Annotated in this window: 23 protein-coding genes and 1 pseudogene; 11 read left to right on the plus strand and 13 right to left on the minus strand. The window is 71.5% G+C overall.

What is annotated here, in order from left to right:
• Positions 1-86 precede the first annotated feature (86 nt).
• On the plus strand, positions 87-1,190 hold the full coding sequence (locus KBZ08_RS05315) for a peptidylprolyl isomerase (protein ID WP_254971914.1): 1,104 nt from the start codon (positions 87-89) through the stop codon (positions 1,188-1,190).
• A complete protein-coding gene (gene thiL / locus KBZ08_RS05320) occupies positions 1,183-2,202 on the plus strand; it encodes a thiamine-phosphate kinase (protein ID WP_254971917.1) in 1,020 nt (339 codons plus the stop codon). The genes KBZ08_RS05315 and thiL overlap by 8 nt, the downstream gene beginning before the upstream one ends.
• A 41-nt stretch (positions 2,203-2,243) precedes the next feature.
• Here the strand turns inward: thiL and KBZ08_RS05325 are convergent, their stop codons facing one another.
• Positions 2,244-3,266 carry a type I glyceraldehyde-3-phosphate dehydrogenase gene (locus KBZ08_RS05325; RefSeq protein WP_106222171.1) on the minus strand — a complete coding sequence of 341 codons (1,023 nt, stop codon included), beginning with the start codon at positions 3,264-3,266 and terminating at the stop codon, positions 2,244-2,246.
• A gap of 182 nt (positions 3,267-3,448) precedes the next feature.
• Between KBZ08_RS05325 and murC the strand changes: the two genes are divergently transcribed.
• From murC to KBZ08_RS05340, 3 genes are read left to right on the plus strand one after another with little or no spacing between them, the layout of a single operon-like run.
• A complete protein-coding gene (gene murC / locus KBZ08_RS05330; RefSeq protein WP_254972349.1) occupies positions 3,449-4,897 on the plus strand; it encodes a UDP-N-acetylmuramate--L-alanine ligase in 1,449 nt (482 codons plus the stop codon).
• Positions 4,898-4,901: 4 nt separating this feature from the next.
• Entirely contained in the window at positions 4,902-5,795 is an 894-nt protein-coding gene (murB, locus tag KBZ08_RS05335) for a UDP-N-acetylmuramate dehydrogenase (protein ID WP_254971918.1), read from the plus strand.
• 27 nt (positions 5,796-5,822) lie between these two features.
• On the plus strand, positions 5,823-6,164 hold the full coding sequence (locus KBZ08_RS05340) for a YbaB/EbfC family nucleoid-associated protein (protein ID WP_094587050.1): 342 nt from the start codon (positions 5,823-5,825) through the stop codon (positions 6,162-6,164).
• Between the two features lie 133 nt (positions 6,165-6,297).
• On the opposite strand, the pseudogene rsgA reads toward KBZ08_RS05340, so the two are convergent.
• The 4 genes and pseudogenes from rsgA to grpE form a co-directional block, all read right to left on the minus strand.
• Positions 6,298-7,209 (minus strand): annotated as a pseudogene (rsgA, locus tag KBZ08_RS05345) (ribosome small subunit-dependent GTPase A); the annotation flags it as partial.
• On the minus strand, positions 7,199-7,447 hold the full coding sequence (locus tag KBZ08_RS05350) for a sulfurtransferase TusA family protein (protein ID WP_106222177.1): 249 nt from the start codon (positions 7,445-7,447) through the stop codon (positions 7,199-7,201). The gene KBZ08_RS05350 and the pseudogene rsgA, both read right to left, overlap by 11 nt.
• 5 nt (positions 7,448-7,452) lie before the next feature.
• A complete protein-coding gene (gene dnaJ / locus KBZ08_RS05355) occupies positions 7,453-8,577 on the minus strand; it encodes a molecular chaperone DnaJ (protein WP_254971921.1) in 1,125 nt (374 codons plus the stop codon).
• Entirely contained in the window at positions 8,577-9,311 is a 735-nt protein-coding gene (gene grpE, locus KBZ08_RS05360; protein ID WP_254971923.1) for a nucleotide exchange factor GrpE, read from the minus strand. The genes dnaJ and grpE overlap by 1 nt, the downstream gene beginning before the upstream one ends.
• Before the next feature lie 14 nt (positions 9,312-9,325).
• On the opposite strand from grpE, the gene KBZ08_RS05365 reads away from it, so the two are divergent.
• From KBZ08_RS05365 to KBZ08_RS05375, 3 genes are read left to right on the plus strand one after another with little or no spacing between them, the layout of a single operon-like run.
• Complete coding sequence (locus KBZ08_RS05365; protein ID WP_219904360.1) at positions 9,326-10,918, plus strand: GspE/PulE family protein; 1,593 nt, start codon at positions 9,326-9,328, stop codon at positions 10,916-10,918.
• A gap of 5 nt (positions 10,919-10,923) precedes the next feature.
• Positions 10,924-12,003: a type IV pilus twitching motility protein PilT gene (locus KBZ08_RS05370; protein WP_254971926.1), complete on the plus strand. Its 1,080-nt coding sequence runs from the start codon at positions 10,924-10,926 to the stop codon at positions 12,001-12,003.
• Between the two features lie 8 nt (positions 12,004-12,011).
• Complete coding sequence (locus tag KBZ08_RS05375) at positions 12,012-13,262, plus strand: type II secretion system F family protein (protein ID WP_106222187.1); 1,251 nt, start codon at positions 12,012-12,014, stop codon at positions 13,260-13,262.
• A gap of 3 nt (positions 13,263-13,265) precedes the next feature.
• Here the strand turns inward: KBZ08_RS05375 and KBZ08_RS05380 are convergent, their stop codons facing one another.
• Positions 13,266-14,576, minus strand: a complete 1,311-nt coding sequence (locus tag KBZ08_RS05380; protein WP_254971929.1) for an NAD(P)/FAD-dependent oxidoreductase — start codon at positions 14,574-14,576, stop codon at positions 13,266-13,268.
• A gap of 6 nt (positions 14,577-14,582) precedes the next feature.
• Between KBZ08_RS05380 and dusA the strand changes: the two genes are divergently transcribed.
• Positions 14,583-15,605, plus strand: coding sequence for a tRNA dihydrouridine(20/20a) synthase DusA (gene dusA, locus KBZ08_RS05385; protein WP_254971931.1), 1,023 nt, complete (start codon positions 14,583-14,585; stop codon positions 15,603-15,605).
• A gap of 43 nt (positions 15,606-15,648) precedes the next feature.
• On the opposite strand, the gene KBZ08_RS05390 is transcribed toward dusA, so the two are convergent.
• From KBZ08_RS05390 to KBZ08_RS05420, 7 genes are all read right to left on the minus strand, one after another.
• Positions 15,649-16,203, minus strand: a complete 555-nt coding sequence (locus KBZ08_RS05390) for an RNA-binding protein (RefSeq protein ID WP_254971933.1) — start codon at positions 16,201-16,203, stop codon at positions 15,649-15,651.
• Positions 16,204-16,296: 93 nt separating this feature from the next.
• On the minus strand, positions 16,297-17,697 hold the full coding sequence (gene argH / locus KBZ08_RS05395) for an argininosuccinate lyase (protein ID WP_254971935.1): 1,401 nt from the start codon (positions 17,695-17,697) through the stop codon (positions 16,297-16,299).
• A 38-nt stretch (positions 17,698-17,735) separates the two neighbouring features.
• Positions 17,736-19,169, minus strand: a complete 1,434-nt coding sequence (locus KBZ08_RS05400) for a PP2C family protein-serine/threonine phosphatase (protein WP_396122372.1) — start codon at positions 19,167-19,169, stop codon at positions 17,736-17,738.
• Positions 19,170-19,189: 20 nt separating this feature from the next.
• Positions 19,190-20,779 carry a signal recognition particle-docking protein FtsY gene (gene ftsY / locus KBZ08_RS05405; protein ID WP_254971936.1) on the minus strand — a complete coding sequence of 530 codons (1,590 nt, stop codon included), beginning with the start codon at positions 20,777-20,779 and terminating at the stop codon, positions 19,190-19,192.
• 11 nt (positions 20,780-20,790) lie between these two features.
• Positions 20,791-21,417 (minus strand): transcription antitermination factor NusB, encoded by a 627-nt coding sequence (gene nusB, locus KBZ08_RS05410; RefSeq protein WP_015109896.1) that lies wholly within the window; start codon positions 21,415-21,417, stop codon positions 20,791-20,793.
• The gene (locus KBZ08_RS05415; RefSeq protein ID WP_015109897.1) at positions 21,417-22,148 is read right to left on the minus strand and encodes a DUF502 domain-containing protein; all 732 of its coding nucleotides are present in this window, start codon (positions 22,146-22,148) and stop codon (positions 21,417-21,419) included. Before KBZ08_RS05415 ends, nusB begins: the two co-directional genes overlap by 1 nt.
• Before the next feature lie 51 nt (positions 22,149-22,199).
• Complete coding sequence (locus KBZ08_RS05420; RefSeq protein WP_219904361.1) at positions 22,200-22,850, minus strand: HpsJ family protein; 651 nt, start codon at positions 22,848-22,850, stop codon at positions 22,200-22,202.
• A gap of 39 nt (positions 22,851-22,889) precedes the next feature.
• On the opposite strand from KBZ08_RS05420, the gene queG reads away from it, so the two are divergent.
• Complete coding sequence (queG, locus tag KBZ08_RS05425) at positions 22,890-23,861, plus strand: tRNA epoxyqueuosine(34) reductase QueG (protein WP_254971937.1); 972 nt, start codon at positions 22,890-22,892, stop codon at positions 23,859-23,861.
• Between the two features lie 24 nt (positions 23,862-23,885).
• A complete protein-coding gene (locus tag KBZ08_RS05430; RefSeq protein WP_106222203.1) occupies positions 23,886-24,800 on the plus strand; it encodes a tetratricopeptide repeat protein in 915 nt (304 codons plus the stop codon).
• Positions 24,801-24,809: the final 9 nt, after the last annotated feature.

Raw genomic sequence — 24,809 nt, forward strand, 5'->3', positions numbered from 1 at the left:
TACGTCTGGCTACAGGCCCACCCGCAGACCGCATCGCCGGAGGCCCGGGCCGGTTGTGCCAAAGTCCAGGCAGTCACAGGGGAAGCATGGACCGGCGACGCAGGCGCATCGGGTTCACCACCACGCTGGCCGCCCGGCTGGGGGCCGCCCTGACCCTCGTGCTGACCCTGCTGCTGGCGGTCCCCGCCGCCTGGGCCTACCTGCCCCAGGGCAATGCCGTCAGTGATCCCACCGCCCTGCTGCGCAACGCCCTTCCCATGGAGCAGGGCGACCTGCAGGGGCTCCAGCACCGCCTCGAGGACACCAGCGACGACCTGCGGGCCAAGCGCTGGAGCAGCCTCACCGGCTCCGTGCGCCGGGCCCAGTCCCAGCTGGGCGGCAGCCGGGAGCGGATCCTGGCCAGCTTCGATCCCGCCGACCGGCCCACCGCGGAAGCCCTGCTGGCCGACACGGAGGTGCATCTGCAGGAGCTGGCGGCCGCCGGCGAGGCCCAGGACCGGGACCGCTTCCTGACGGCCCGCCGGGAAGCCCTCGCGGACATCGGCGAGGCCGAGGCGCTGCTGGTGGGTCCCTTCCCGTTCACGATCCCGTCCGAGTTCGACGCCCTCCCCCGGCTGCTGGGCCGCGCCACGGTCCGGCTGACCACCACCAAAGGTGACCTGATCGCCGTCGTGGACGGCTACAACGCTCCGCTGACCGCCGGCGCCTTCGTGGATCTGGTGCAGCGGGGCTTCTACGACGGCCTGCCCTTCAACCGCGCCGAGGACTTCTACGTCCTCCAGACCGGCGACCCCGCCGGCCCGGCGACCGGCTACATGGACCCGGTCAGCAAGCAGGAGCGCACCGTGCCCCTGGAGATCATGGTGCCCGGCCAGGAGGCTCCCTTCTACAACCAGACCTTCGAAGATCTGGGGATGTTCAAGGCCGAACCGGTGCTGCCCTTCGCCAGCAAGGGCACCCTGGGCTGGGCCCACTCCGACGAGGCCCTCGGCGACGGCTCCTCCCAGTTCTTCCTGTTCCTGTTCGAGCCGGAGCTCACCCCGGCGGGCCTCAACCTCATCGACGGGCGCTATGCCGCCTTCGGCTATGTGGTGGACGGCTTCGACGTGCTCGAGGAGCTCACCGCCGACGACGGCATCGTCAAGGCGACGGTGGTCGAGGGGGCCGACAACCTGCGCCCCCATGCCTGAGGGGCCCACCCTGGCGCAGCTGGGGGAAGGGGAGCTGATCCGGCGCCTCGGCGCCTTCGCCCCCCCGGGGCAGTTCGACGATGACGCCGCCCTTCTGGGAGCGGCCCAGCTGGGAGCGCACCCGGCGGGGGATCCGCCGCTGGTGCTGAACACCGACGTGCTGGTGGAGGACGTCCACTTCAGTGCGACGACGATGGGGGCCGCCGATGTGGGCTGGCGGGCGGCGGCGGCCAACCTCTCCGATCTGGCGGCCATGGGCTGCCGCGGCGCCGTGGGCATCACCGTGGCCCTGGTGGCCCCTGGGGACACGCCCTGGGCCTGGGTGGAGGGGGCCTACGGCGGCATGACGGAGCTGCTGGCGGCCCATGGCGGCGTGCTGCTCGGGGGCGACTGCAGCGGCGGCCGCCAGCGCCTGCTGGCCGTCACCGCCCTGGGCCGGCTCCCGGCGGGGGGCGGCCCGATCCGCCGCGGGGACGGCCGGCCGGGCGATGTGGTGGTCAGCACCGGCCCCCATGGGCTCAGCCGCCTGGGCCTGGCCCTGCTGCGGGGCGAGGCGCTGCCGGACCTGCCCGCGTCCGGCCGGGAGCGGGCCATCCGTGCCCACCGCAGGCCCGTGCCCCGGTTCGATGCGGTGGCGGCCCTGGGGGCCTGTCGCCCGGCGGCCCTGGACTGGCGGGTGGCCGGCTGCGACAGCAGTGACGGCCTGGCGGCCGCGGCCTCCTGCCTGGCCGCCGCCAGCGGCTGCACGGCCCTGCTGTTCCGGGAAGCCCTGCCCCTGGCGGCGGAACTGGAGGGCCAGGACACCGGCGAGGACTGGTGCCTCTGGGGAGGTGAAGATTTCGAACTGGTGCTGGCCGTGGAGCCGACCTGGGCCGAGGCCCTGGTGGAACGGCTGGCGGGCGCCCGCCGGATCGGCCGGCTGGTGGAACCCCAGCCCTGCGGAGCCCTGGGATGGGCGGAGGGGGGGGACCCTGTCGCCCCCCCGGCCGCCGCTTTCCGCCATTTCGGCTGACGGAATCAGCGGACGGATTCAGCCGCCGGCAGGCCGCCGGTTCACTTCCAGTTGCGGGCCACCACCTCGGCCAGGTCGACGACGCGCTGGCTGTAGCCCCACTCGTTGTCGTACCAGGCGATGACCTTGACCATGTTGTCGCCCATCACCAGGGTGAGATCCGAATCGACGATCGCCGACTCGTCGGTGCCGGCGTGGTCGGTGGAGACCAGGGGCAGGTCGCAGTACTTGATGATCCCCTTCATGCCGTTCTCGGAGGCGGCCTTGAGGGTGGCGTTCACCTCCTCCTTGGTGGTGCCGCGGCTCACTTCGAGCACCAGATCGACCACCGAGACGTTGGGGGTGGGCACCCGCAGGGCGATGCCGTTGAGCTTGCCCTTCATCGGCGGGTACACCAGAGCCACCGCCTTGGCGGCGCCGGTGGAGGTGGGAACGATGTTGACGGCGGCAGCCCGGGCGCGGCGCAGATCGCGGTGGCTGGCGTCGAGGATGCGCTGGTCCCCGGTGTAGCTGTGGGTGGTGGTCATCGTGCCCTTGACGATGCCGAAGGCCTGGTCGAGCACCTTCACCACCGGCGCCATGCAGTTGGTGGTGCAGCTGGCGTTGCTGATGATGGCGAAGTCATCGTGGCGGTACTGATCGGCGTTGACGCCGACCACGAAGGTGCCGACGCCGTCGCCCTTGCCGGGGGCCGTGATCAGAACCTTGCTGGCACCGGCTTCGATGTGCTTGCCGGCCCCCTTTTCATCAATGAAGACGCCGGTGGCCTCGATCACCAGGTCGACGCCCCACTCCTTCCAGGGGAGGTTGAGGGGATTGCGGTCGGAGAAGCACTTGATGTGCTTGCCGTTGACCACGATGGTGTCGTCGGTGTGGCTCACTTCCGCATTGCGGATGTGGCCGAGCATCGTGTCGTACTGGAGCAGGTGGGCGTTGGTCTTCGGATCGGAGGTGTCGTTCAGGCCCACCACTTCGATGCCGGTGTTCTCACCGCGGCTCAGCCAGCAGCGCATGAAATTCCGACCGATTCGGCCAAATCCATTGATCGCAACGCGCAAGGTCATGGCAGAAAGCGGTGGAACCCGCTAGCAAGGAGGGATTTTGGCTGCCGATCATACAGAAATGGGGGTCCTGCTCTTTCCCGCAGCCACAGGCCCCGGATCGGACGGTCGGCAAAGCGAAGTATCCCGCAGAGGGGGGAGGGCCGATCTGCCGTTATTTTCGGCGTGGCCTGGAGTCCCCCTTGATCCCGAAGCTCGATCGCCGTCAGCCGCTCCATTTCATCGGGGCCGGGGGGATCGGCATGTCCGCCCTGGCAGGGATCCTGGCGGAGAGGGGCTTCCTGGTGAGTGGCTCCGACCCCCGTCCCAGTCCGGTGCTGGAGCGGCTGGGATCCGCCGGGGTGCGGGTGTTCCAGGAGCAGACCGCCGCGACGATCACCGCGGTGCTCGCCGGTCTCGACGGGACGGTGGCGGATCCCTTGGTGGTGATCAGCTCGGCGGTGCCCGCTGCCAACGAGGAGCTGGCCGAGGCCCGGCGGCGCGGGCTGGCGATCGTGCACCGCTCCGACGTGCTGGCGGCCCTGATCAATGCCCAGCCGTCGATCGCGGTGGCCGGCAGCCACGGCAAGACCACCACCAGCACCCTGATCGCCACGCTCCTGGAGGCCGTCGGCGAGGACCCCACCGCCGTGATCGGGGGGATCGTGCCCGCCTTCGGCAGCAACGGCCGCCATGGCCGGGGCCGGCTGCTGGTGGCCGAGGCCGACGAATCGGACGGCTCCCTGGTGAAGTTCCGGCCCCGGCTGGGGGTGCTCACCAATGTGGAGCTCGACCACACCGACCACTACCCGGATCTGGCCGCCCTGGTGGCCACCCTGCAGCACTTCGCCGACGGCTGCACCACCCTGCTGGCCAACCGCGACTGTCCGGTGCTGCGGGAGCACTTCCAGGCCGCCAGCTGGTGGTCGACCTGCAGCAGCGAAGGCGTCGACTTCGCCGCCATCCCCTTGGAGGAGCGGGGTGACGGCACCCTGGCCACCTGGTACGAGCAAGGGGAGGCGCTCGGCACCCTGGAGGTGCCCCTGCCCGGCCGCCACAACCTGAGCAACACCGTGGCCGCCATGGCGGCCTGCCGGCTGGAGGGCGTGCCCTTCGAGGACCTGCGGCTCGCGGTGGCCGGGCTGCGCCCCCCCGGCCGCCGCTTCGACTGCCGAGGCCTCTGGCAGGGCCGGGCGATCGTCGACGATTACGCCCACCATCCCAGCGAAGTGGCCGCCACCATCGCCATGGCCCGGCTGATGGTGGAGAGCGGCCGCAGCCCGCTGCCGCTGGTGCCGCGGCGGCTGGTGGCGGTGTTCCAGCCCCACCGCTACACCCGCACCGCCCAGTTCCTGGACGATTTCGCCGCGGCCCTCACCGAGGCCGACGCCGTGCTGCTGGCGCCCCTGTACGCGGCCGGCGAGGCCCCGGTGGCGGGGATCTCCAGCCAGGCCCTGGCGGAGTCGGTGCGCTCCCTCGCCCCCGACCTGCCGGTGGCGGTGGCGGCCAGCATGGAGGCCCTGGCGGAGCTGGTGGCCGGCGGCACCGGCCCGGGCGACCTGGTGCTGGCGATGGGGGCCGGCGACGTCAACAGCCTCTGGGAGCGCCTGGGGGCCCTCGACGAACGGGGTCGCCCCACCGCGCTGGTGGCCTGAGGGGATGGCGACGGCCCCGCTCAGCCAGCCCCGGGCAGGGGTCGCCCTGCGGGACTACACCACCTGGAAGGTCGGCGGGCCCGCCGCCTGGTTCGCCGAACCCGCCGACCAGGGGGAGCTGATCGCCCACGCCGCCTGGGCGGCGGCCTCGGGTCTTCCCTTCCGCTGCATCGGCGCAGGCTCCAACCTGCTGATCGCCGACGGCGGCCTGGACGGCCTCACCCTCTGCAACCGGCGGCTGCAGGGCAGCCGCCTGGATCCGGGCGAGGGCTGGGTGGAGGCCGAGGCGGGGGAACCGATCCCCACCCTGGCCCGCAAGGCGGCCCGCCGCGGCCTGCGGGGGCTGGAGTGGGCCGTCGGCATCCCCGGCACGGTGGGTGGCGCGGTGGTGATGAACGCCGGCGCCCAGGGGGGCTGCACCGCCGAGTGGCTGGTGTCGGTGCGGGTGCTGGATCCGCGCCGGCCCGACGCCCCCTTCGAGCTGGCCGCCGCTGACCTGGCCTTCGCCTACCGCCACAGCCGCCTGCAGGAGGAGCCACTGCTGGTGCTTTCGGCCCGCTTCCGGCTGGAGCCCGGCCACGACCCGGCGGTGCTCAGCGCCCGCACCAGCGCCAACCTGCAGAGCCGCACCAGCACCCAGCCCTACCAGCAACCCAGCTGCGGCAGCGTGTTCCGCAATCCCGAACCGCTCAAGGCCGGCCAGCTGATCGAATCCCTCGGCCTCAAGGGACTCGCCATCGGCGATGCCCAGGTGTCCCCGATCCACGCCAACTTCATCGTCAACACCGGGGCCGCCACCGCCTCCGACATCGACGCCCTGATCCGGCTGGTGCAGCAGCGGGTGCTGGAGAGCCGCGGGGTGCGGCTGCACCCGGAGGTCCAGCGGCTGGGGTTCTAGCCTGCCCCCAGACGACGATCCCCTGGCATGGCCGGCTTCGGACTTCCCAATTTCGGACAGCTGACCGAGGCCTTCCGCAAGGCCCAGCAGATTCAGCAGGACGCCCAGAAGCTCCAGGAGGAGCTCGACGCGATGGAACTGCAGGGCAGCGACCCCGAGGGCCGCGCCAGCGTCTGGCTCTCCGGCAACCAGCAGCCCCTGCGGGTCGAGCTGAGCCCGGAGCTGCTCGCCGAACCCGTGGAGACGGTCGAGGCGGCCGTGCTGGCGGCCCTCTGCAAGGCCTACGAGGTCTCCACCGGCACCATGCGCGAGCGCATGGAAACCCTCACCGGGGGTCTGGATCTGAATCTTCCCGGTCTGGGGAACTGAGGTCCCCCTCCAGTCCCGGCAGGTCCTGCTCCAGCCCCTGACGCCGGGTGCTGCGGGAGGACCGGCGCAGCTGGGGGTCGAGCAGGGGTTCGAGGCGGTCGCCCCGCTGACGCAGGCCCCGCTCCCCCTGGCGCCCCTGGCCGCTGCGGGAACGGGCCGCCGCGGCCTCCACCTCCTCGAGGCAGCGGCCGTAGATCAGCTGGCGGTCCCAGCCGTCCCCCATGGCACAGCCCGGGTCGCCCAGGTGGCGGCAGTTGGCGAAACGGCAGGGGATGGCCCTGAGGCGGGCCAGCAGCTCCGGGAAGGCCGCCGCCAGGATCTGGGGGTCGTCGGGGAGGGCGGGGGTGTTGAAGCCGGGGGAATCGGCCACCAGGGCCCCCGGCGCCACGGAGAACAATTCGACATGCCGGGTCGTGTGGCGTCCGCGGCGCAACCGGCCGGAGACGGCGGCGACGCGCAGCTCCAGGGCCGGGGCCAGGGCGTTGAGCAGGCTGCTCTTGCCCACGCCGGAGGGGCCGCAGAGCACGGCGATGCCCGGCGCGGCCAGCTGGTGGCGCAGGGTCTCGAGACCCTCACCGCTGCGGGTCGAAACCGCCACGGTGCCGTAGCCCCAGCCCTCCAGCCGCCGGCACCAGGCCCCCACCTCGTCCGCCGGCAGCAGGTCGGCCTTGCTGAGCACCACCTGCACCGGCTGGTCCGTGGCCTCGGCGGTGATCAGGAACCGGGTCAGCTGCAGGGGGTCAAGGCCGGGTTCGGCCACGGCCACCACCACCACCACCCGGTTCACGTTGGCGACCGCCGGCCGCTCCAGCAGGCTGTGGCGGGGTTCGAGGCCCACCACCGCCCCCCGCCGCGCCCGCCAGTCGACGGCGGCCACCGTCACCCGATCACCCACGCACACCTGCAGGCCGCTCTTGTCGAGGCGGGTGCGGCGGGTGCACAGCAGGCGGCCGTCGTCACCGAGCTCCGAGGGGCCATCGAGGCTCACCAGGCAGTAGTTGGCCTGCAGGGCCACCACCCGACCCGGCAGCGGCTCAGCCCCCATCCCGTCGCACCAGCAGCCGCACCCCCTCACCGGGGGCGAACGGCGACGGGTCGACCCGTTGCACCTCGTGCCCCTCGTTGCGCAGGCCCTCGCTCACCATCTGCTCCGGTTCCCCCCCGTCCAGGTCGATCCGCAGCCAGCTCCCCGGCGGCAGGGGCTCGAGGGCCAGGCGGGCCCGGATGAAGTTGACCGGGCAAGGCGTTCCCCGCAGATCGAGGACCGCCGGCGAGCCGCCCATGACGCTCAACCGAACAGGCCGCCGAACAGGCCGCTCTTGTGGTGGTGGCGCTGGCCCTTGCTGGTGTGGTGTCCGGCCAGCTGCTCGAGCAGCTGGCGCTCCTCGCCGTTGAGCTTGGTGGGCAACTGCACCTTGATGGTGAACTGGTGGTTGCCGCGGGCCACCGGATTGCCGAGCCGGGGCACCCCCTTGCCCTGGAGGGTGATGACGGCCCCGGGCTGGGTGCCGGCGGGAATCTCCAGCGGCTCGTGGCCGTCGACGGTCTCGACCTCGATCGTGTCGCCCAGGATCGCCTGGAGGTAGTTGAGCGACACCTCGGAATGCACCGTGACCCCATCCCGCCGCAGGTGGGGGTGGGACTGGACGGTGAGGAAGACGTAGAGATCCCCGGCCGGCCCGCCCCGCTGGCCGGCGTTGCCCTCCTGGCCCACCCGCAGGCGGGTGCCGGTGTCGACGCCGGCGGGAATGTTGATGCGCAGCTTCTTGCGCACCTGCTGCAGGCCCTGGCCGCCGCAGGCGTTGCAGGGGTCGGCGATCACCTGGCCGGTGCCGTCGCAGGTGGGGCAGGGCGCCACCTGGGTGAAGCTGCCGAAGGGGGTGCGGGTGGCGCGGCGCACCTGGCCGGCGCCGCCGCAGGTGCCGCAGGTGGTGGGGCCGCTGCCCGCCTTGGCGCCGGAACCGCTGCAGGTGGTGCAGGTCTCGAGGTGGCGGATCTGGACGTCCTTCTCGCTGCCGAAGACGGCCTCGCTGAAGCTGATGGTGAGATCCAGGCGCAGGTCGTCGCCCTGGCGGGGGCCGCGGCGGCGTGCCCCGGCCGCGGCGCCACCGCTGGCCCCGCCGAAACCGCTGAAGAAGGTCTCGAAGAGGTCGGCAAAACCGCCCATGTCGCCCATGTCGGGCATGCCGCCGCCGCCGCCCAGGCCGGCCTCGCCGAACTGGTCGTAGCGGGCCCGGGCCTGGGGATCGCTGAGCACCTCATAGGCCCGGCCGATCTCCTTGAAGCGGTCCTCCGCGGCCGGGTCCTTGTTGACGTCCGGGTGGTACTGGCGGGCCAGGCGCCGGTAGGCCTTCTTGAGGCTGTCGGCATCCACGTCCCGGCTGACACCGAGCAGCTCGTAGTAATCGGCCATCAGTCGGATGTCCCTTCGCTGGGTGGCGCCGATGCATCGGAACGGGACCCACCGGCCGGGCCGGGACCCATCGACACCTTGACCAGGGCATGCCGCAGCACGCGGCCGTCGAGGTGGTAGCCCCGCTGCAGCTCCTCGATCACCACGTCCTCCGGATGCTCCTCACTGGGTTCGCGCAGCACGGCCTCATGAAGCGAGGGGTCGAAGGGTTCACCCTCCACCCGCATCGGCGACACTCCCAGCTGCTTGAACACATCAACCAGCTGTTTATAGAGGTTCTGGTAACTGCGATGCAGGCTCTGGGCCTCCTCGCTCTGGGGGTTGAGCTGCTGGCGGGCCCGGTCGAAGTTGTCGACCACCGGCAGGATCTCGGTGAGGGTGGTGCAGGTGATGTGCAGGCGCTGGTCCTCCTTGTCACGGGACTGGCGCTTGCGGAAGTTGTCGAAATCGGCGGCGATGCGCATGTACTGGCCCTTCAGGGACTCGTTCTCGCTGCGCAGGGCCGCCAGCTCGGCCTCCAGCTGGCTGACGCGGTCAGTGCCGCTGTCGGCGGCCTCCGGCGCGGCGCCGGCGGCGTCCGGGGCCCCGGTGCCCTCGGCGGGGGGCGTGACGTCCGGGCCGACGTCGGGATTCACCGGCAGGGTCTCGAGGAGCTCCTCCACCCGGGCTGCGTCGACCGCGCCCTCCCGGGGATCGATCCGTTCCTCATGGGGGGGAGTGTTGTCGCCGGTCATGCGTTCTGGCAGGGATGTCAGATGCCGTTATGTTGAAGGTCGAGGAGCCCTCTCCACAAGCGGTGGAAGCCCGCACCTCAGCCACGCTCCACTCCAAGGCTCCACCCAAAGGCTCCACAGCCAGGCTTCGCTTCCGATCCTTCCCGTCGATGCCATCAGAAGGTCTCACCCAGCGCCCGCAGGTCACCGGTGCGGAGCACACCTCCCTCTTCCGGGACCTTGACCTGGGTCAGGCCGCCACCCCCCAGGGGCCGAGCACACCGGAAACCGAGGACCTGGAAGCCAGCAGCTCGGGCGAGGGGATCTCGCCGGTGATGAGCCTGGTGGATCGGATCCTGATCGAGTCGCTCACCAGCGGCGCCAGCGACATCCACGTGGAACCCCAGGAGGACGGGCTGCTGGTCCGCTTCCGCCAGGACGGCGTGCTGCGCAGCATCGACAAGCTGCCCCGCACCCTGATCCCCGCGGTCACCTCCCGCTTCAAGATCATGGCCGACCTGGACATCGCCGAACGGCGGATGCCCCAGGACGGCCGGATCCGCCGCAACTTCCGCGGCCGCACCATGGACTTCCGGGTCAGCACCCTGCCCGGCCGCTACGGCGAGAAGGTGGTGCTGCGGCTGCTCGACAGCGGCGCCACCCAGCTGGGTCTGGACACCCTGATCACCGACGAGGAAGCCCGCTCCACCCTGCGGGACATCGGCTCCAAACCCTTCGGCATGATCCTGGTCACCGGGCCGACGGGTTCCGGCAAGTCGACCACCCTCTACGCCCTGCTCTCGGAGCGCAACGACCCCTCGATCAACATCTCCACGGTCGAGGATCCGATCGAATACACCCTCCAGGGCATCACCCAGACCCAGGTGAACCGGGAGAAGGGCTACGACTTCAGCTCCGCGCTGCGCGCCTTCATGCGCCAGGACCCGGACGTGCTGCTGGTGGGGGAGACCCGCGACCTGGAGACCGCCCGCACCGCCATCGAGGCGGCCCTGACCGGCCACCTGGTGCTGACCACCCTGCACTGCAACGACGCCGCCAGCGCCTTCGCCCGGCTCGATGAGATGGGCATGGAGCCCTTCCTGGTCAGCGCCTCGCTGCTGGGGATCGTCTCCCAGCGTCTGCTGCGCCGCCTGTGCAGCGAGTGCCGGATCCCCTACCACCCGAACCACAGCGAACTGGCCCGTTTCGGCCTGGTGGCCTCCGACGAGACCGACATCTCCTTCTACCGGGCCAACACGGTCCTGCCGGGCTCGGAGGGCTGCTGCAGCGCCTGCCAGGGGCGGGGCTACAAGGGCCGGGTGGGGGTCTACGAGATCCTGCGCATGAACGAGACCCTCTCCGCCGCCGTGGCCAAGCGGGCGACGACCGAGGAGCTGCGGCGCCTGGCCCTGGAAAGTGGCATGAAAACGCTGCTCGGCTACGGCCTTGATCTGGTGCGGGAGGGGCTGACCACCCTGGAGGAGGTGGAGCGCATGTTGCTCACCGACACGGGCCTGGAATCGGAACGGCGCGCCCGGGCCCTGAGCACCCTCACCTGCCGCAGCTGCGGAGCGGGGCTGGAGGACGAATGGTTGGAATGTCCCTACTGTCTGTGCGTTCGGAGCTGAGCAGGATGGATCTCCTCATCGAAGACCTGATGCAGGAACTGGTGAAGGCCGGAGGCAGCGACCTGCACCTGTCCGCGGGCAAACCTCCCTACGGCCGCTTCAGCGGCCAGCTGCGGCCCATCATCCAGGACACCCAGCTCACCGAGGAGAGCTGCAACCGACTGATCTTCTCCCTGCTCAACAACGCCCAGCGCAAGAACCTGGAGCAGAACTGGGAACTCGACTGTTCCTACGGCCTCAAGGGCGTGGCCCGGTTCCGGATCAACGTGTACCGCCAGCGGGGCACCTACGCGGCCTGCCTGCGGGCGCTCGGCAACTCCATCCCCAGCCTCGAGAAACTCGGACTGCCCCCCATCGTCGAGGAGATCAGCAGCAAGCCCAAGGGGCTGGTCCTGGTCACCGGACCGACGGGCTCCGGCAAGACGACCACACTGGCGGCGCTGATCGAGCACATCAACGCCACCCGTTCGGAGCACATTCTGACCATCGAGGATCCGATCGAGTTCACCTACAGGAACGACAAATCAATCATTCACCAGCGCGAACTGAATGAGGACACCCGCAGCTTCTCCAACGCCCTGCGAGCGGCCCTGCGGGAAGATCCGGATGTGATCCTGGTGGGGGAACTGCGCGACCTGGAGACGATCCAGCTGGCGATCACCGCCGCCGAGACCGGCCACCTCGTCTTCGGCACCCTGCACACCAGCTCCGCCGGCCAGACCGTCGACCGGATGGTGGATGTGTTCCCGGCGGGCCAGCAGACCCAGATCCGGGTGCAGCTGAGCGGCAGCCTGCTGGCGGTCTTCTCCCAGACCCTCTGCAAGAGCGCCGTACCCGCCGGCAACGGCGCCTTCGGCCGGGTGATGGCCCAGGAAATCATGATCAACACCCCCGCCATCGCCAACCTGATCCGGGAAGGCAAGAGCTCCCAGCTCTATTCCCAGATCCAGACCGGCGCCAGCCAGGGCATGCAGACCCTCGAGCGGGCACTCGCCAACCTGGTGGAGGAGGGCAGGGTCACCCGCGAGGAGGCCCTGCTCAAGACCACCAAGCCGGAAGAGCTCCTCCGGCTGCTCGACCGCTGAGGCCCGCCATGACCGCCTTCGTCGTCACTTACACCACCAAGTCCGGCCAGCGCCGGGAGATGACGCTGAACGCCGACAGCCCCTCGGTCGCCCGGCGGGAACTGCGCCGCCGCGGCATCCTGGCCAACACCCTGGTGCGCAAGGAGACCCCCAAGGTCCCCCAGGCGGCCCCCAAGAAGACGTCCTCCTCCTTCAGCGGCCTGTCTGACCTGCTCGAGGGGCCGGTGACCATCCGCGACAAGGCCCTGTTCGCCAACAAGCTCTCCGCCCTGGTGGATGCGGGCGTGCCGATCCTGCGCAGCCTCGACCTGATGCGGGTCCAGCAGCGCTCCAACAAGATGCGCCAGGCCCTGGCGGGCATGACCCAGGACGTCAACCAGGGCGACAGTCTGGGCAACGCCATGCGCCGCTGGCCGAAGGTGTTCGACAACCTCAGCATCGCCCTGGTGGAGGCGGGTGAGGCGGGTGGCGTCCTCGACGACACCCTCAAGCGCCTGGCCAAGCTGCTGGAGGACAACGCCAAGCTCCAGAACCAGATCAAGGGGGCGATGAGCTATCCGGTCACGGTGCTGGTGATCGCCATCGCCGTGTTCCTGGGCATGACGATCTTCCTGATCCCCACCTTCTCCAGCGTCTTCGAACAGCTGGGGGCGGAACTGCCCCTGTTCACCCAGATGATGCTGAATCTGAGTGAGTTCCTGCGCTCCTGGAAGGCCCTGATCCTGCTGGCGGCCCTGGTGGGCTTCGCGTTCTGGGTGGTGTCCACCTACAACACACCGATGGGCCGCCGCCAGATCGACGGCCTGCTGCTGAAGCTGCCCCTGTTCGGTGAGTTGCTGCAGAAGTCAGCCAGTGCCCAGTTCTGCCGCACCCTGAGCTCCCTCTCCAAGGCGGGGGTGCCGATCCTGCTGTCCCTGGAGATCGTGAGGGAGACGGCCACCAATTCCGTGATCTCCGATGCCATCATCTCCTCCAAGAATGAGGTGAGTGAGGGCATGCCCCTCAGCGCGGCCCTGCGGCTGAAGAACGTGTTTCCGGAGATGTGCGTCAACATGCTCGCCATCGGCGAGGAAACCGGCGAAATGGACGCCATGCTCTCCAAGGTGGCCGACTTCTACGAAGACGAGGTCAGCACGATGGTGAAGGCCATGACCTCCATGCTGGAGCCGGCGATGATCGTGCTGGTGGGCATCATCGTGGGCTCGGTGCTGCTGGCCATGTATCTGCCGATGTTCTCGATCTACGAGCACGTGCGCTGAGCCCTAGGCGCCCGTGATCTGAGCCGCCAGGGCCTGGCCCGCCAGCCAGCCCGAGCTCCAGCAGTGCTGGAAGTTGAAGCCGCCCGTCACCCCGTCCACGTCCAGCAGTTCCCCCACCAGGAACAGGCCCGGCTGCAGGCGGCTCTCCATCGTGGCCAGGTTGACCTCCGCCAGGGGGATGCCGCCGGCGGTGACAAACTCCTCGCCGAAGGGGCCGCGGCCGGAGACCCGGTAACGGCTGTCCCGCAGGGCCGTGACCAGGGCCTGCTCCCCGCGGCGGGGGAGATCGGCCCAGCGCAGGCTGGCGTCGAGCCCCGCCAGGGCCAGCAGGTGCAGCCAGAGGCGGCGGCTGAGGTCGGGCCAGGGCCGCCAGTTGCCCAGCTGACGCCGGGCCTGCTCGCGGCGCGCCGCGGCGAACCAGCCCTCCAGCTCCGCCGGCTTGCGGCCGCCGGTCCAGTCGACCCGGAGCTCGGCCCGGTAGCGGCGCTCCCGCAGGGCCCGGGCGGCGAAGGCCGTGAGCCGCAGGGTGGCCGGCCCGCTGAGGCCCCAGTGGGTGATCAGTACCGGCCCCCGCTGCCGCTGGGGCTTGCCGGGGGCGCCAGGGGCCGAGGCGGTGGCGGCCGCTCCGGTGTCCGCCAGGGGCGTCAGCAGCAGCTCCAGCTGCACCGGGTCCATCGCCACCCCGGCGAGGGCCAGCAGGGGGTGGTCGGCCAGGGTGAGGGTGAACAGGGAGGGCACCGGGGCCACCAGGCCATGGCCCAGGGAGGCGGCGATGCGGTGGCCGCTGGGGTGGCTGCCCGTCGCCAGCACGAGGCGATCGGCGAGCAGCTCGGCCCCCGAGCGCAGCCGCAGCCGGAACCCGCCACCGGGCAGGGCCTCCGCCGCCTGCCCCGCCTCGGCCGTGTGCACCGCCACCCCGGCGGCGGTCGCCGCCCGGCGCAGGGTATCGATCACCGAGGAGGAACGGTTGGAGCGGGGGAACAGCCGCCCGTCGGGCTCCTCCACCAGCTGCAGGCCATGGGCCTGGAACCAGGCCACCGTGTCACCGGGGGCGAAGCGGGAGAAAGGGCCCCGCAGGGCCTTGCCGCCGCGCGGGTAGTGATCCACCAGCAGCCGCGGATCCCAGCAGGCGTGGGTGACGTTGCAGCGGCCGCCGCCGCTGATCAGCACCTTGTGCAGCGGTACGGGGGTGGACTCCAGCAGCAGCAACCCCCCGCGGAGCTGGCCGGCGGCCGCTTCGGCGGCGGCGATGGCGGCCATGAAGCCCGCCGGGCCCCCTCCCACCACCACCACGGAGGCACGGCTGGGCAGCATGGGGCGATGGAGCACAACTACCGCTTCAGTGTGGCGCCCATGCTGGACTGCACCGATCGGCACTTCCGGGTGCTGATGCGGCAGGTCAGCCGGCACTGCCTGCTCTACTCCGAGATGGTGGTGGCCCGGGCCCTGCACCACATCGCCCAGGAGGGCTCCCCCTCCCGGATGGGGGAGAAGCAGCAGCGGCTCGAACGGCTGCTGGGGTTCGACCCGGGCGAACACCCCCTGGCCCTGCAGCTCGGCGGCGACGACCCGGAGCTGCTGGCGGAGGCCGCCCGGATGGGGGCCGACTGGGGCTACGACGAGATCAACCTCAACGTGGGCTGTCCCAGCGAGAAGGTGCAGCAGGGCCGCTTCGGGGCCTGCCTGATGGCGGAGCCGGAGCGGGTGGCCCGCTGCGTGGCGGCGATGGCGGCGGCCACGCCCCTGCCGGTGACGGTGAAGCACCGCATCGGCATCGACGAGCGGGACTCCTACGAGGAACTGCTGGCCTTCGTCGACAGCCTGGCGGCGGCCGGCGCCGCCCGCTTCGCCGTCCACGCCCGCAAGGCCTGGCTGAACGGGCTCGATCCGAAGCAGAACCGCACCGTGCCGCCCCTGCGCTGGGACCTGGTGCACCGCCTCAAACGGGAGCGGCCGCAGCTGACGATCGAACTGAACGGCGGCCTGGAGGACCTGGACCCCTGCCAGGAGCAGCTGGCCCTGGTGGACGGGGTGATGGTGGGGCGGGCCGCCTACGCCCATCCCCTGCGCTGGGCGGGGGTGGACCGCCGGATCTTCGGGGACGCCGGCGGCGCCGAGCCACGGGCCTCGACGGTGCTGAGGGGGGTGCTGCCCCATGCCGAACGCTGGTGCGCCTCGGGGGGACGGCTCTGGCCGATCGCCCGGCACCTGGTGCACGTGGTGGAGGGGGTCAGCGGGGCCCGCCACTGGCGCGGCTGGCTGACCCGGGAGGCCGGCCAGGCGGGGGCTGGCCCCGCCGTGCTGGAGGCCGCCGCCCGCCAGCTGGAGGAACGGGGCCTCTGAGAGGGCTCAGGCCCCGTCCGGGGGCGCCTCAGACCTTGGCGCCTCAGACCTCGGCGCCGCCGTAGTCACCGCCGCCGTAGTCACCACCGCCACCGCCGCTGCGGCGCCGGCGGGAGCGGCCCGCCTTGAAGGCATCGGGGGCAGCTCCGCCGCCACCAGCTCCACCGCCGCCGTAGCTGCGGTCCTCCCAGCCCCTGGCCCCGGAGCCGCGGTCGGCGCCATAGCCGCCGCCACCCCCGCCATAGCCACCGCCGCCACCTCCGTAGCCACCACCGCCGCCGCCATAGCCGCCACCACCACCGCCGCCGTAGCCGCCGCCGCCGCGGCGCGGACCACCGCCACCACCACCACCGCCGCTGCGGGGTTCCGCCTTGTTGATGCGCAGGGGACGACCCATCAGCTCGGCCCCCTGCAGGGCGTCGATGGCCCTGGTCTCGGTGTCGGCATCCGCCATCTCGATGAAAGCGAAGCCGCGCTTGCGGCCGGTGTCGCGCTCCAGCGGCAGGGAGCAGTTGACCACTTCGCCGAAGGGCGCGAACAGTTCAGCCACGTCTTCCTGCTCGGCGCGGAAGGGAAGATTGCCGACGAAAATACTCACTGACCGATGAGGGGGAACCGATGGGGCGCACGGGCGCCCGAGACCCCCCAAGATTAGACGTAGACCCGCGATTCCAACGCCCGCCGGAGAAGCTCAGGGGGTGCGATCGAGGCGCTCCCGCGCCAGACGCAGCTGCTCGGCCACCCGCTCGAAGCCCGTGCCGCCCTCACTGCGGCGGGCCGCCACCACCTGCCGCGGGGCGATCACCGCATGGATGTCCGCTTCGAAGGCGGGATGGAGCTGCTGCCAGCGCTCGAGGGGCAGATCGGCCAGCAGCCGCTGCTCCAGCAGGCAGGCCTTCACCAGCCCGCCGACCAGCTGGTAGGCCTCCCGGAACGGCACCCCGCGGGCCACCAGATAGTCGGCCACATCGGTGGCATTGGAGTAATCGGCGGCCACGGCGGCCTCCAGCCGGGCGGGGCGGAAGTCGAGCCCCTCCTCAAACAGCACGGCCATCGCCTCCAGGCAGTCAAGGCAGGTGCGCACCCCGTCGAAGAGGGCTTCCTTGTCCTCCTGGAAGTCCTTGTTGTAGGCGAGGGGCAGACCCTTGATCATCGTCAGCAGCCCCATCAGGTGGCCGAACACCCGGCCGCTCTTGCCGCGCACCAGTTCGGGCACATCGGGATTCTTCTTCTGGGGCATCAGGCTGCTGCCGGTGGCGCAGCGGTCGGTGAGCCCCACGAAGCCGAACTCCTCGCTGGCCCAGAGGATCACCTCCTCCGCCAGGCGGCTCAGGTGGGCCATCACCAACGACAGCGCCGCCATCGTCTCGACGGCGAAGTCGCGGTCGCTGACCGCATCGAGGCTGTTGGCGTAGATCGCCTCGAAGCCGAGCTCGTCGGCGGTCTGGCGGCGGTCGATCGGCACCGGCGTCCCCGCCAGGGCGGCCGCCCCGAGGGGGCAGATGTTGACGCGGCGGCGCACGTCGGCCAGGCGTTGGCGGTCGCGCTCGGCCATCTCGACGTAGGCGAGCAGGTGGTGGGCCAGGCAGACCGGCTGGGCCCGCTGCAGGTGGGTGTAACCGGGGATCAGGGTGTCGGGGTGGGCCTCGGCCCTCACCAGCAGGGCCCGCTCGAAACGCACCAGGGCGGCGTCGATGGCATCGATGCGGCGCCGCAGCCAGAGACGCAGGTCGGTGCCCACCTGGTCGTTGCGGCTGCGGCCGGTGTGCAGCTTCTTGCCGAGGGGGCCGAGCCGTTCGATCAGGCGCCGTTCCACGGCGAAATGCACGTCCTCCGCCTCCAGACCTGGGGTGAACTGCCCGGCGGCCGCCTCGGCGCGGATGGCCTCGAGCCCCTCGATCAGGCGCTCCGCCTCCGGCTCGCTGATCACCCCGCAGCGGCCCAGCATGCGGGCGTGGGCGATGGAACCGTCGAGATCCTCCTGGAGCAGGGCGATGTCGAAACCGATCGAGGCGTTGAAGCGCTCGATCGCCGGATGCAGACCCTGCTCGAAGCGATCGCTCCAGGTGGTGGGGGAGGGGTCGGCGACCATCAGGGCATTCCGCTCAGCCCCTCAGCTTGCCATTCGTCTCAGGTGGCGGGCAGGGTGGGCAGCACCACCCCGTCCCTTACCTTCAGCACCACCATCGAGGCGTCGTCCTCGAGCCGGCGGTCGCTGCCGACGAAACGGTCGAGGCGCTCGAACAGCCGGTCCAGGATCGCCTTGGCGTCGTGGACGGCCCGGCAGGCGCCCTGGAAGGCCTTCACCAGCCGCTCCTCGTCGAAGCGCTCGCCGCTGAAGCCGCTGGCCTCGGTGACGCCATCGGTGTAATAGAGGATCACGTCGCCGGGCTCCAGCTGCAGCTCACCGCAGCCGTACTCGGCCTCGCTCTGCAGGCCGATCAGCAGGCCGGGGGTGTCGAGCCGCTCCACCCGGCCCGAGTGGCGCCGCCAGACCAGGGGCGGGTTGTGGGCCGCGTTGGCGTAACGCAGCAGGCGGGTGCGGGGGTCGTAGTCGGAATAGAAGAGGGTGACGAAGCGGTGCGAGTGGGCCAGGTCCTCCTGGGCCAGCTGGTTGAGGTCGTGGAGGATGCGGTCGGGCGGCAGTCCGCTGAGCACCTCGGCCCGCAGCATGCCCCGCAGCAGGGTCATCAGCAGGCCGGCCGGCACCCCCTTGCCCATGACGTCGCCCATCACCAGCGCCCAGGGGGCCTGCTCGCGCCGGTGGCCGCTGAGCTGGGGCTGGGTGGGGATGAAGTCGTAGTAGTCGCCGCCCACCTGGAAGGCGGGGCGGCAGAGCGCCGCCAGCTCGACGCCGTCGATCACGGGGCAGTGGTCGGGCAGCAGCTGGGACTGGACCTCGGCGCCGATGCTCAGCTGGCGGTCAAGCCGCTCATGGCGGCGCCGGTCCTGCTGCAGCAGCTCGTTCTCCAGGGCCACGCCGGTGAGGTCGGCCACCAGCTGCAGGTGGCGGCGACGCACATCGCTCCAGCTGAAGCCGCGTCGGTCACTGAACACGTAGAGCCGGCCCCGCTGGCGGCTGCGGGCCACCACGGAGGTGGCGAACACCTGGTGGGCGCCGAGCAGGCGCTGGATCAGGGGGTCGAGCAGCACCGCGACGGCCTCGTCGCCCTCCTGGTTCTGGAGCTGCCCATCGGGCAGGGCCGCCAGCTGGCGCAGCACCTCGGCGCTGCGCTCACCGGGGGTGGCCTGGAGCTGCTCGCGCCAGAGGCGGCCATCGGCGTGGAACACCACGAGCAGGCTGCCCTCCCCCTCCACCAGGCGCGCCGCCACCAGGGGCACCAGTTCGAGGAAGCGCTTGAGGTTGGTGTAGCTGCGCAGGGCGAAGGAGAGGGACGCCAGCAGCTCCAGGTTGCGGCGCTGCTCCCGGCCGAGGCTGTCGAGCAGCTGGCGCAGCGAGGCCGCGACGGACAGCCCCTGGCCGGGACGGGACGCCGTGGTGGGGGTGGGATGGGGCTGCGGGGGCGGCGTGCTGCTCACCGAGCGGCCGCAAAGGACACGCAAGGTAGCAGCGGCAGGCGGCTTCAGGAGGCGAGCAGGGCCTCGACGAACTCGAAGCTGTTGAAGGGCCGCAGGTCGCGGATGCCCTCACCGGCCCCGATGAAGCGGATCGGCAGCCCCGCCTCCGAGGCCACCGCCAGAGCGACGCCGCCGCGGGCGCTGCCGTCCAGCTTGGTGAGCACCACCCCGGTGAGACCGGCGGCACTGGCGAAGGCCATGGCCTGGCGCAGGCCGTTCTGGCCCTGGCTGGCATCGAGCACCAGCAGCGATTCCACCGCCGCCTCCGGCGCCAGCCTGGTGATCGTGCGCCGCACCTTGCCCAGCTCCTCCATCAGGTTGTGCTTGGTCTGCAGCCGGCCGGCCGTGTCCACCAGCACCAGCTCGGTGCCCTTGGAGCGGGCGGCGCCGATGGCGTCGAAGACGACGGCCGCCGGGTCGGCGTTGGCGCTGGGGTTGGCCACCACGGGCACGCCGCTGCGCTCCCCCCAGACGCTCACCTGCTGGACCGCCGCGGCCCGGAAGGTGTCGGCGGCGGCGATCAGGCAGCTGTAGCCGCTGCGCACCGCCAGGTTGGCCAGCTTGCCGAGGGTGGTGGTCTTGCCGACCCCGTTGACGCCGACCAGCAGCCAAACGTTGAGCCGGTCGCGCTGGGGGGCCAGCAGGGCGGTGCCGCCGGCGCGGATCGGCTCCTCCAGCAGGCCGCGCAGCTGCTCCTTCAGGAAGCGGAGCCCCTCGGCCGGGTCGACCACCTCCTCGTTGAGGCGGCGGCGCAGGGCTTCGAGCACCTGGTCGGTGGCCTTCACGCCCACGTCGGCGCGCAGCAGGGTGGACTCAAGGTCGTCGAGCACCGCCGGGGTGAGGGGGTCGTCGCCGAGGTTCTCCAGCAGCTGGGTGACGAAACCCTTGCGGGTCTTCTCGAGGCCGCGCCGCAGCCGGCCCAGCCAGTCGATCTCCTCGAGGGACACGTCCTCGACGCTGCGTCCCTGGGCCGCCAGCACCTCGGCCGACCAGGTGAAGGTGTCATCGAAGGCGCCGAGGCTGGGGTCGGCGGCATCGGCGTCCGCGGCCTGGGGGGTCGCTGCGGCGGCCGGCGGCGCGGCCGGGGCAGGCTCGGCGGGGGCGGTGATCTCTTGGAGACGCTGCTGGCGCTGGGCGGCGGCCTGCTCCAGCAGGGAAAGGCCGTTCGCCACGGGCGGGGCGGCGGGTTCGGGGGCCGGCGGCGCTTCGGGAGCGGCGTCGGGAGCGGGTGGTGCCTCGGCTGCCGGTGCCGGTGCCGGTGTGGGGGCAGGGGCCGGCGCGGGCGCCGCGGGCTGGCTGGCCGCCTCCTGCTGGGCCTTCAGCCGGGCGTAGGCCTGGCGGGCCCAGGCCAGGGCGTCCTCATCAACCCCCGGGGCGGCGGGGGCGGCGGGGGCGGCGGAATCGGCAACAGCGGGCGCGACCTCCGCCGGGGGCACGGCCACCGGGGCCACGGCTTCAGGGGCGGCCGGAACCGCGGTGGCCTCCGCCTCGGCGGGGGACTCGGTCTCCGGCTCCGGCACGGGCGCCACGGCGGGTTCGGGCTCAGGCGTCGGGGCGGGTTGGGCCAGGGCCCGTTTGAACCAATCGAAGACCATCGCGTTCCTGGTCAGACCCGGGCGGCGGTGAAGCGCCGCAGCACACCGTTGATCATGCGTCGCCCCTGCTCATCGCTGTAGCGGTTGGCGAGCTCCACCGCCTCACTGCAGGCCACGGCGGCGGGGGTGCCGAAATCCTCCAGATCCACCACCGCCAGCCGCAGGATGTCCCGGTCGACCCGGGGCAGGCGGGTGAGGCGCCAGCCCTCCATCACCGCATCGATGCGGCCGTCGAGGGCTTCGCGGTCGCGCAGCACCGCCCGGATGCGGCCGATGGCATCACGCTGCACCGCCTCCTGGTCGGCGAGCAGCAGCAGGCGCGGCAGCTCCAGGCTGGCGGAGAGGCGGTTGAGGGCGTGCTCGGCGTGGGTGAGGCCCTCCTGCAGGTGGCGCCGCACCGTCGGCAGCTGCTTCTCGCCCTGGTCCTGGAGCTCGCTGTCCAGCAGCCGCTGCTGGGCCTGCTGGAGATCCTCGGCGGAACGGTCGAGGGCCTCGCGCACGTGCTGGCTGAGGCTGGTGACGGCCTGCTGAAGCAGCAGGTCGAAGGAGCCGGAGGGGGCCTCGGCGCCGCTGCCGCGGTCACTGACCTGACCCAGCATCAGCAGGGCCAGTTCACGGGCAAGGGTGCGACTCTGCATCAGGAGGGTTGGGGGGCGCGCAGCTGGGCCAGGAGGCTGGCGAAGCTGCGGTTGGAGGTGGGTTCCCGCTCGTCGGGGCTGACGATGCCGGCGGAGATGATCGTGCGGAAGGCATCCTCGACGCTCAGCTCGATGTCCTTCACCAGGCGCTCGGGCACCACCGCATACCAGCCGGTGGTGGGGTTGGGGGCGGTGGGAATGAAGACGCTGAGCATGGTCTCGCCGAAATCGGCCTGGATGGCCGTGCCCAGCACCCCGGTGACGAAGCCGACGGCGTAGAGCCCCTCGCGGGGGTATTCGACCAGCACCACCCGCCGGAAGCGGGCGGAATTGCCCTGGAGGAAGGTTTCCAGGAGCTGCTTGAGGGTCTTGTAGACGGAGCCCGCCAGGGGGATGCGCAGCAGGGTGCCCTCACCGAACTCCAGCAGCCAGCGGCCGACGATGTTGCGGGCCATCAGACCGATCAGCAGGATGCCCAGGAGCGGCACCAGCAGTCCCACCCCCAGGTTGATCAGGTCCTGGAGGAGGGGGTTGAGGGTGTTGAACGGGTTGAACTGCTTGGGGATCGACGTCAGGAAGGCCAGAACGAAGCGGCTCACCGTGGTGGCGAGCCAGATCGTGGTGGCCAGCGGAATGACCACCAGCAGACCGGCGATCAGATCGTTCTTGAGATCCTGCTGCAGCCGGTTGCCCAGGGGCTGATCGGAACTGGGACTACTGGATGGGACCAATGGATGGGGTCCGGAGGGGCGAAACCCTAACGGTAACGATCCACGGGGGTCTTACAGGACACTGCCGAGGCAAAGGATCGTGAAGGCGATGATCAGCACCACCGCGCCGAGGGATCCCCCGTAGCGGCGCTGGCTGAGGGTGACCTTGCTGGTCTGCTCGGTCTGCTTGAACTGGGTCTCGAGCTGGTCGAGCTGGCGATCGACGAACGCCCGGGCCGACTGGGTCTTCTGCTCCTCGGTGGCGCCCGGGGGCACCTGGCCGGTGGCCTCGGCCTGCTTGATCAGCTGCTGGAGCAGGGCGGGATCCTTGCTCTGCTGCCGGGCCATCTCCAGCTGGCCGCGCTTGGCGGCGAGCTGCTGGTCGGCCTGCTGCTGCATCTGCTGGTCACCGCCGAAGGTGATCGGCAGCGAGGCGGTCAGCAGCACGGCCAGCAGACCGCTGATGATGCAGACGGTCCAGAGGACGGGGGTGCGCTCCTCCGACGGGTCTTCCAGACGGGAGGAGAGGTACATGAGCAGCAGCCCGATCAGTCCCATCGGGGCCTGGCCGATCAGTCGCTCCACCACCAGCTGGCGGAAGGCCTCCTCCTGCCAGTCCCAGAGGGTGAGCACCGCGACCAGCTGCAGGACGAGCAGCACCACCAGGGTGAGGCCCATCCAGCGCAGCAGGGGACTGAAGCGGGAGGAGGAACTGGCTGCCACACAGGGGAGGTCGGATTCGTGGGACTCTACCGGCAGCCCTTGACCGATCCCGGCTCCCTTAGCGTACTGGCGGCGGCACTGCGGGCCCGGGCCGAAGGGCTCGGCTTCGCTCCGGTGGGGCTGGCGGCGGTGCCGGGAAGCAGGCGGCTGCCCCTGCGCACGGCCGCCCTGGAGCGGTGGCTGGCGGCGGGCCACCAGGCGGGGATGGGCTGGATGGAGGACCCCCGCCGTCGCCGGATCGAGGCCCTGCTGCCGGGGGTGCGCAGCGTGCTGGCGGTGGGCTGGAGTTACCACGTGGCCCACAGGCGGGCGCCGGGCAGCCTGCGGGTGGCCCGCTACGGCTGGGGGCGCGATTACCACCGGGTGATCGACGGCCGCCTGCGGCAGCTGGGGCGCTGGCTGGAGCAGGCGGCGCCGGGCAGCACCTGGCGCGCCTGCGTCGACAGCGCCCCCCTGCTCGACAAGGCCTGGGCGGAGGAGGCGGGCCTGGGCTGGATCGGCAAGAACGGCAACCTGATCCATCGCCGCCGGGGCTCCTGGATGCTGCTGGGCCACCTGCTCACCAGCCTCGATCTGCCCCCCGATCGCCCGGCCGAGCCCCTGTGCGGCGCCTGCACGGCCTGCATCGACGCCTGCCCCACCGGCGCCCTCGACGAGCCGTTCGTGGTCGATGCCCGCCGCTGCATCGCTTACCACACGATCGAGAACCGCCAGGAGGCGCTGCCGGCGGCGATCGCCGGGCGACTGGAGGGCTGGGTGGCCGGCTGCGACATCTGCCAGGAGGTCTGCCCCTGGAACCGGCGGCCCCTGCCCGTCGCCACCGACGCCGACGTGCAGCCCCGCCCGTGGCTGCTGGATCTGCGCGGCGCGGAGGCGCTGGGCTGGAGCGACGGCGACTGGGACGAGCGGCTGCGGGCCTCGGCCCTGCGGCGGATCCGGCCGGCCATGTGGCGGCGCAACATCCGGGCGGCGCTGGCGGGCGGCTGGGGACAACGGGGGACGGCTCCCTAGGCTGGGGCGATTCGGGGTGATTCCGTGGGCCGGCGGTTCTGGCGACTGTTCTCCTCCCTCTGCCTGGCCATGCCGCTGACGGCCACCCCCCTGGTGGGCTACGCCCTGCCGGCGCGGGCCCTGGTGCCGTTCGTGTACCTGCCGCAGGAGAAGGAGCTGGAGGGGGCCGGGCTGGGCATTGCCCAGGCGGCGGCGCGCCTGCTGCGCCTCGGCCAGGCGGAGGATGCGGCCCGGCTGGCGGAACTGACCGTGCGGCTGCTGCCGCAGGACCCCCGTGGCTGGGTGCTGCTGGCGGAGGCGGAGCTGCGCAGCAACCAGGTGGAGAAGGCCAAGGTGGCCCTGGCCCGGGCCAAGGAGCTGGATCCCAACAACGCCGGCATCTGGTTCGCCGAGGGTTCGCTGGCGCTGCGGGACGGCAAGCCCCAGGACGCCATCGGCCTGCTGCGGCGGGGGCTGGAGCTGGACAGCAGGAACGCCGGTGCCTACTTCGACCTGGGCAATGCCCAGATCCTGCTGGGCAACACCCAGGAGGCCCTGGGGTCGTTCGAGCGGGCCGCGGGGCTGCGCAAGGACTTCTGGGAGGCGATCAACAACCAGGGGCTGGTGCTGTACGAGAGCGGCCGCGTCAACGACGCCATCGGCCGCTGGCAGCGGGTGCTGAAGATCAAGCCGGACATCGCTGAGACCTCCCTGGCCCTGGCGGCGGCCCTGTTCGAGCGGGGGCCGGCGGAGCGGGCCCAGGCCCTGAAGCTGGCCGAGACCGCCCTGGCGGAGGAGCCCAACTACGTGAAAGAGAAGTTCCAGAAGGAGCAGCTGTGGGGGCCGAAGCTGCGGGCGGTGACCGCCCAGCTGCTGGCCCTGCCGGAGCTGAAGGCGGCGGTGGAGCGGGCCCTGGCCAATGCCACCGACGGGGACGGGGTCAGCAGCGACGAGTCCTGAGCCCGGGGG

Origin of the sequence: Cyanobium sp. Candia 9D4 (assembly GCF_024346155.1) — a bacterium.
Classification (GTDB): domain Bacteria; phylum Cyanobacteriota; class Cyanobacteriia; order PCC-6307; family Cyanobiaceae; genus Cyanobium; species Cyanobium minutissimum.

What these genes read in the sequence shown, in the direction of transcription:
- KBZ08_RS05340 (WP_094587050.1), top strand. Translation starts at nt 5,823, where the DNA reads ATGGCCGGCTTCGGACTTCCCAATTTCGGACAGCTGACCGAGGCCTTC.
- thiL (WP_254971917.1), top strand. Translation starts at nt 1,183, where the DNA reads ATGCCTGAGGGGCCCACCCTGGCGCAGCTGGGGGAAGGGGAGCTGATC.
- ftsY (WP_254971936.1), bottom strand. Translation starts at nt 20,779, where the DNA reads ATGGTCTTCGATTGGTTCAAACGGGCCCTGGCCCAACCCGCCCCGACG.
- KBZ08_RS05370 (WP_254971926.1), top strand. Translation starts at nt 10,924, where the DNA reads ATGGATCTCCTCATCGAAGACCTGATGCAGGAACTGGTGAAGGCCGGA.
- KBZ08_RS05325 (WP_106222171.1), bottom strand. Translation starts at nt 3,266, where the DNA reads ATGACCTTGCGCGTTGCGATCAATGGATTTGGCCGAATCGGTCGGAAT.
- dusA (WP_254971931.1), top strand. Translation starts at nt 14,583, where the DNA reads ATGGAGCACAACTACCGCTTCAGTGTGGCGCCCATGCTGGACTGCACC.
- dnaJ (WP_254971921.1), bottom strand. Translation starts at nt 8,577, where the DNA reads ATGGCCGATTACTACGAGCTGCTCGGTGTCAGCCGGGACGTGGATGCC.
- grpE (WP_254971923.1), bottom strand. Translation starts at nt 9,311, where the DNA reads ATGACCGGCGACAACACTCCCCCCCATGAGGAACGGATCGATCCCCGG.
- KBZ08_RS05365 (WP_219904360.1), top strand. Translation starts at nt 9,326, where the DNA reads ATGTCAGATGCCGTTATGTTGAAGGTCGAGGAGCCCTCTCCACAAGCG.
- argH (WP_254971935.1), bottom strand. Translation starts at nt 17,697, where the DNA reads ATGGTCGCCGACCCCTCCCCCACCACCTGGAGCGATCGCTTCGAGCAG.
- nusB (WP_015109896.1), bottom strand. Translation starts at nt 21,417, where the DNA reads ATGCAGAGTCGCACCCTTGCCCGTGAACTGGCCCTGCTGATGCTGGGT.
- KBZ08_RS05350 (WP_106222177.1), bottom strand. Translation starts at nt 7,447, where the DNA reads ATGGGCGGCTCGCCGGCGGTCCTCGATCTGCGGGGAACGCCTTGCCCG.
- KBZ08_RS05375 (WP_106222187.1), top strand. Translation starts at nt 12,012, where the DNA reads ATGACCGCCTTCGTCGTCACTTACACCACCAAGTCCGGCCAGCGCCGG.
- KBZ08_RS05380 (WP_254971929.1), bottom strand. Translation starts at nt 14,576, where the DNA reads ATGCTGCCCAGCCGTGCCTCCGTGGTGGTGGTGGGAGGGGGCCCGGCG.
- KBZ08_RS05315 (WP_254971914.1), top strand. Translation starts at nt 87, where the DNA reads ATGGACCGGCGACGCAGGCGCATCGGGTTCACCACCACGCTGGCCGCC.
- murB (WP_254971918.1), top strand. Translation starts at nt 4,902, where the DNA reads ATGGCGACGGCCCCGCTCAGCCAGCCCCGGGCAGGGGTCGCCCTGCGG.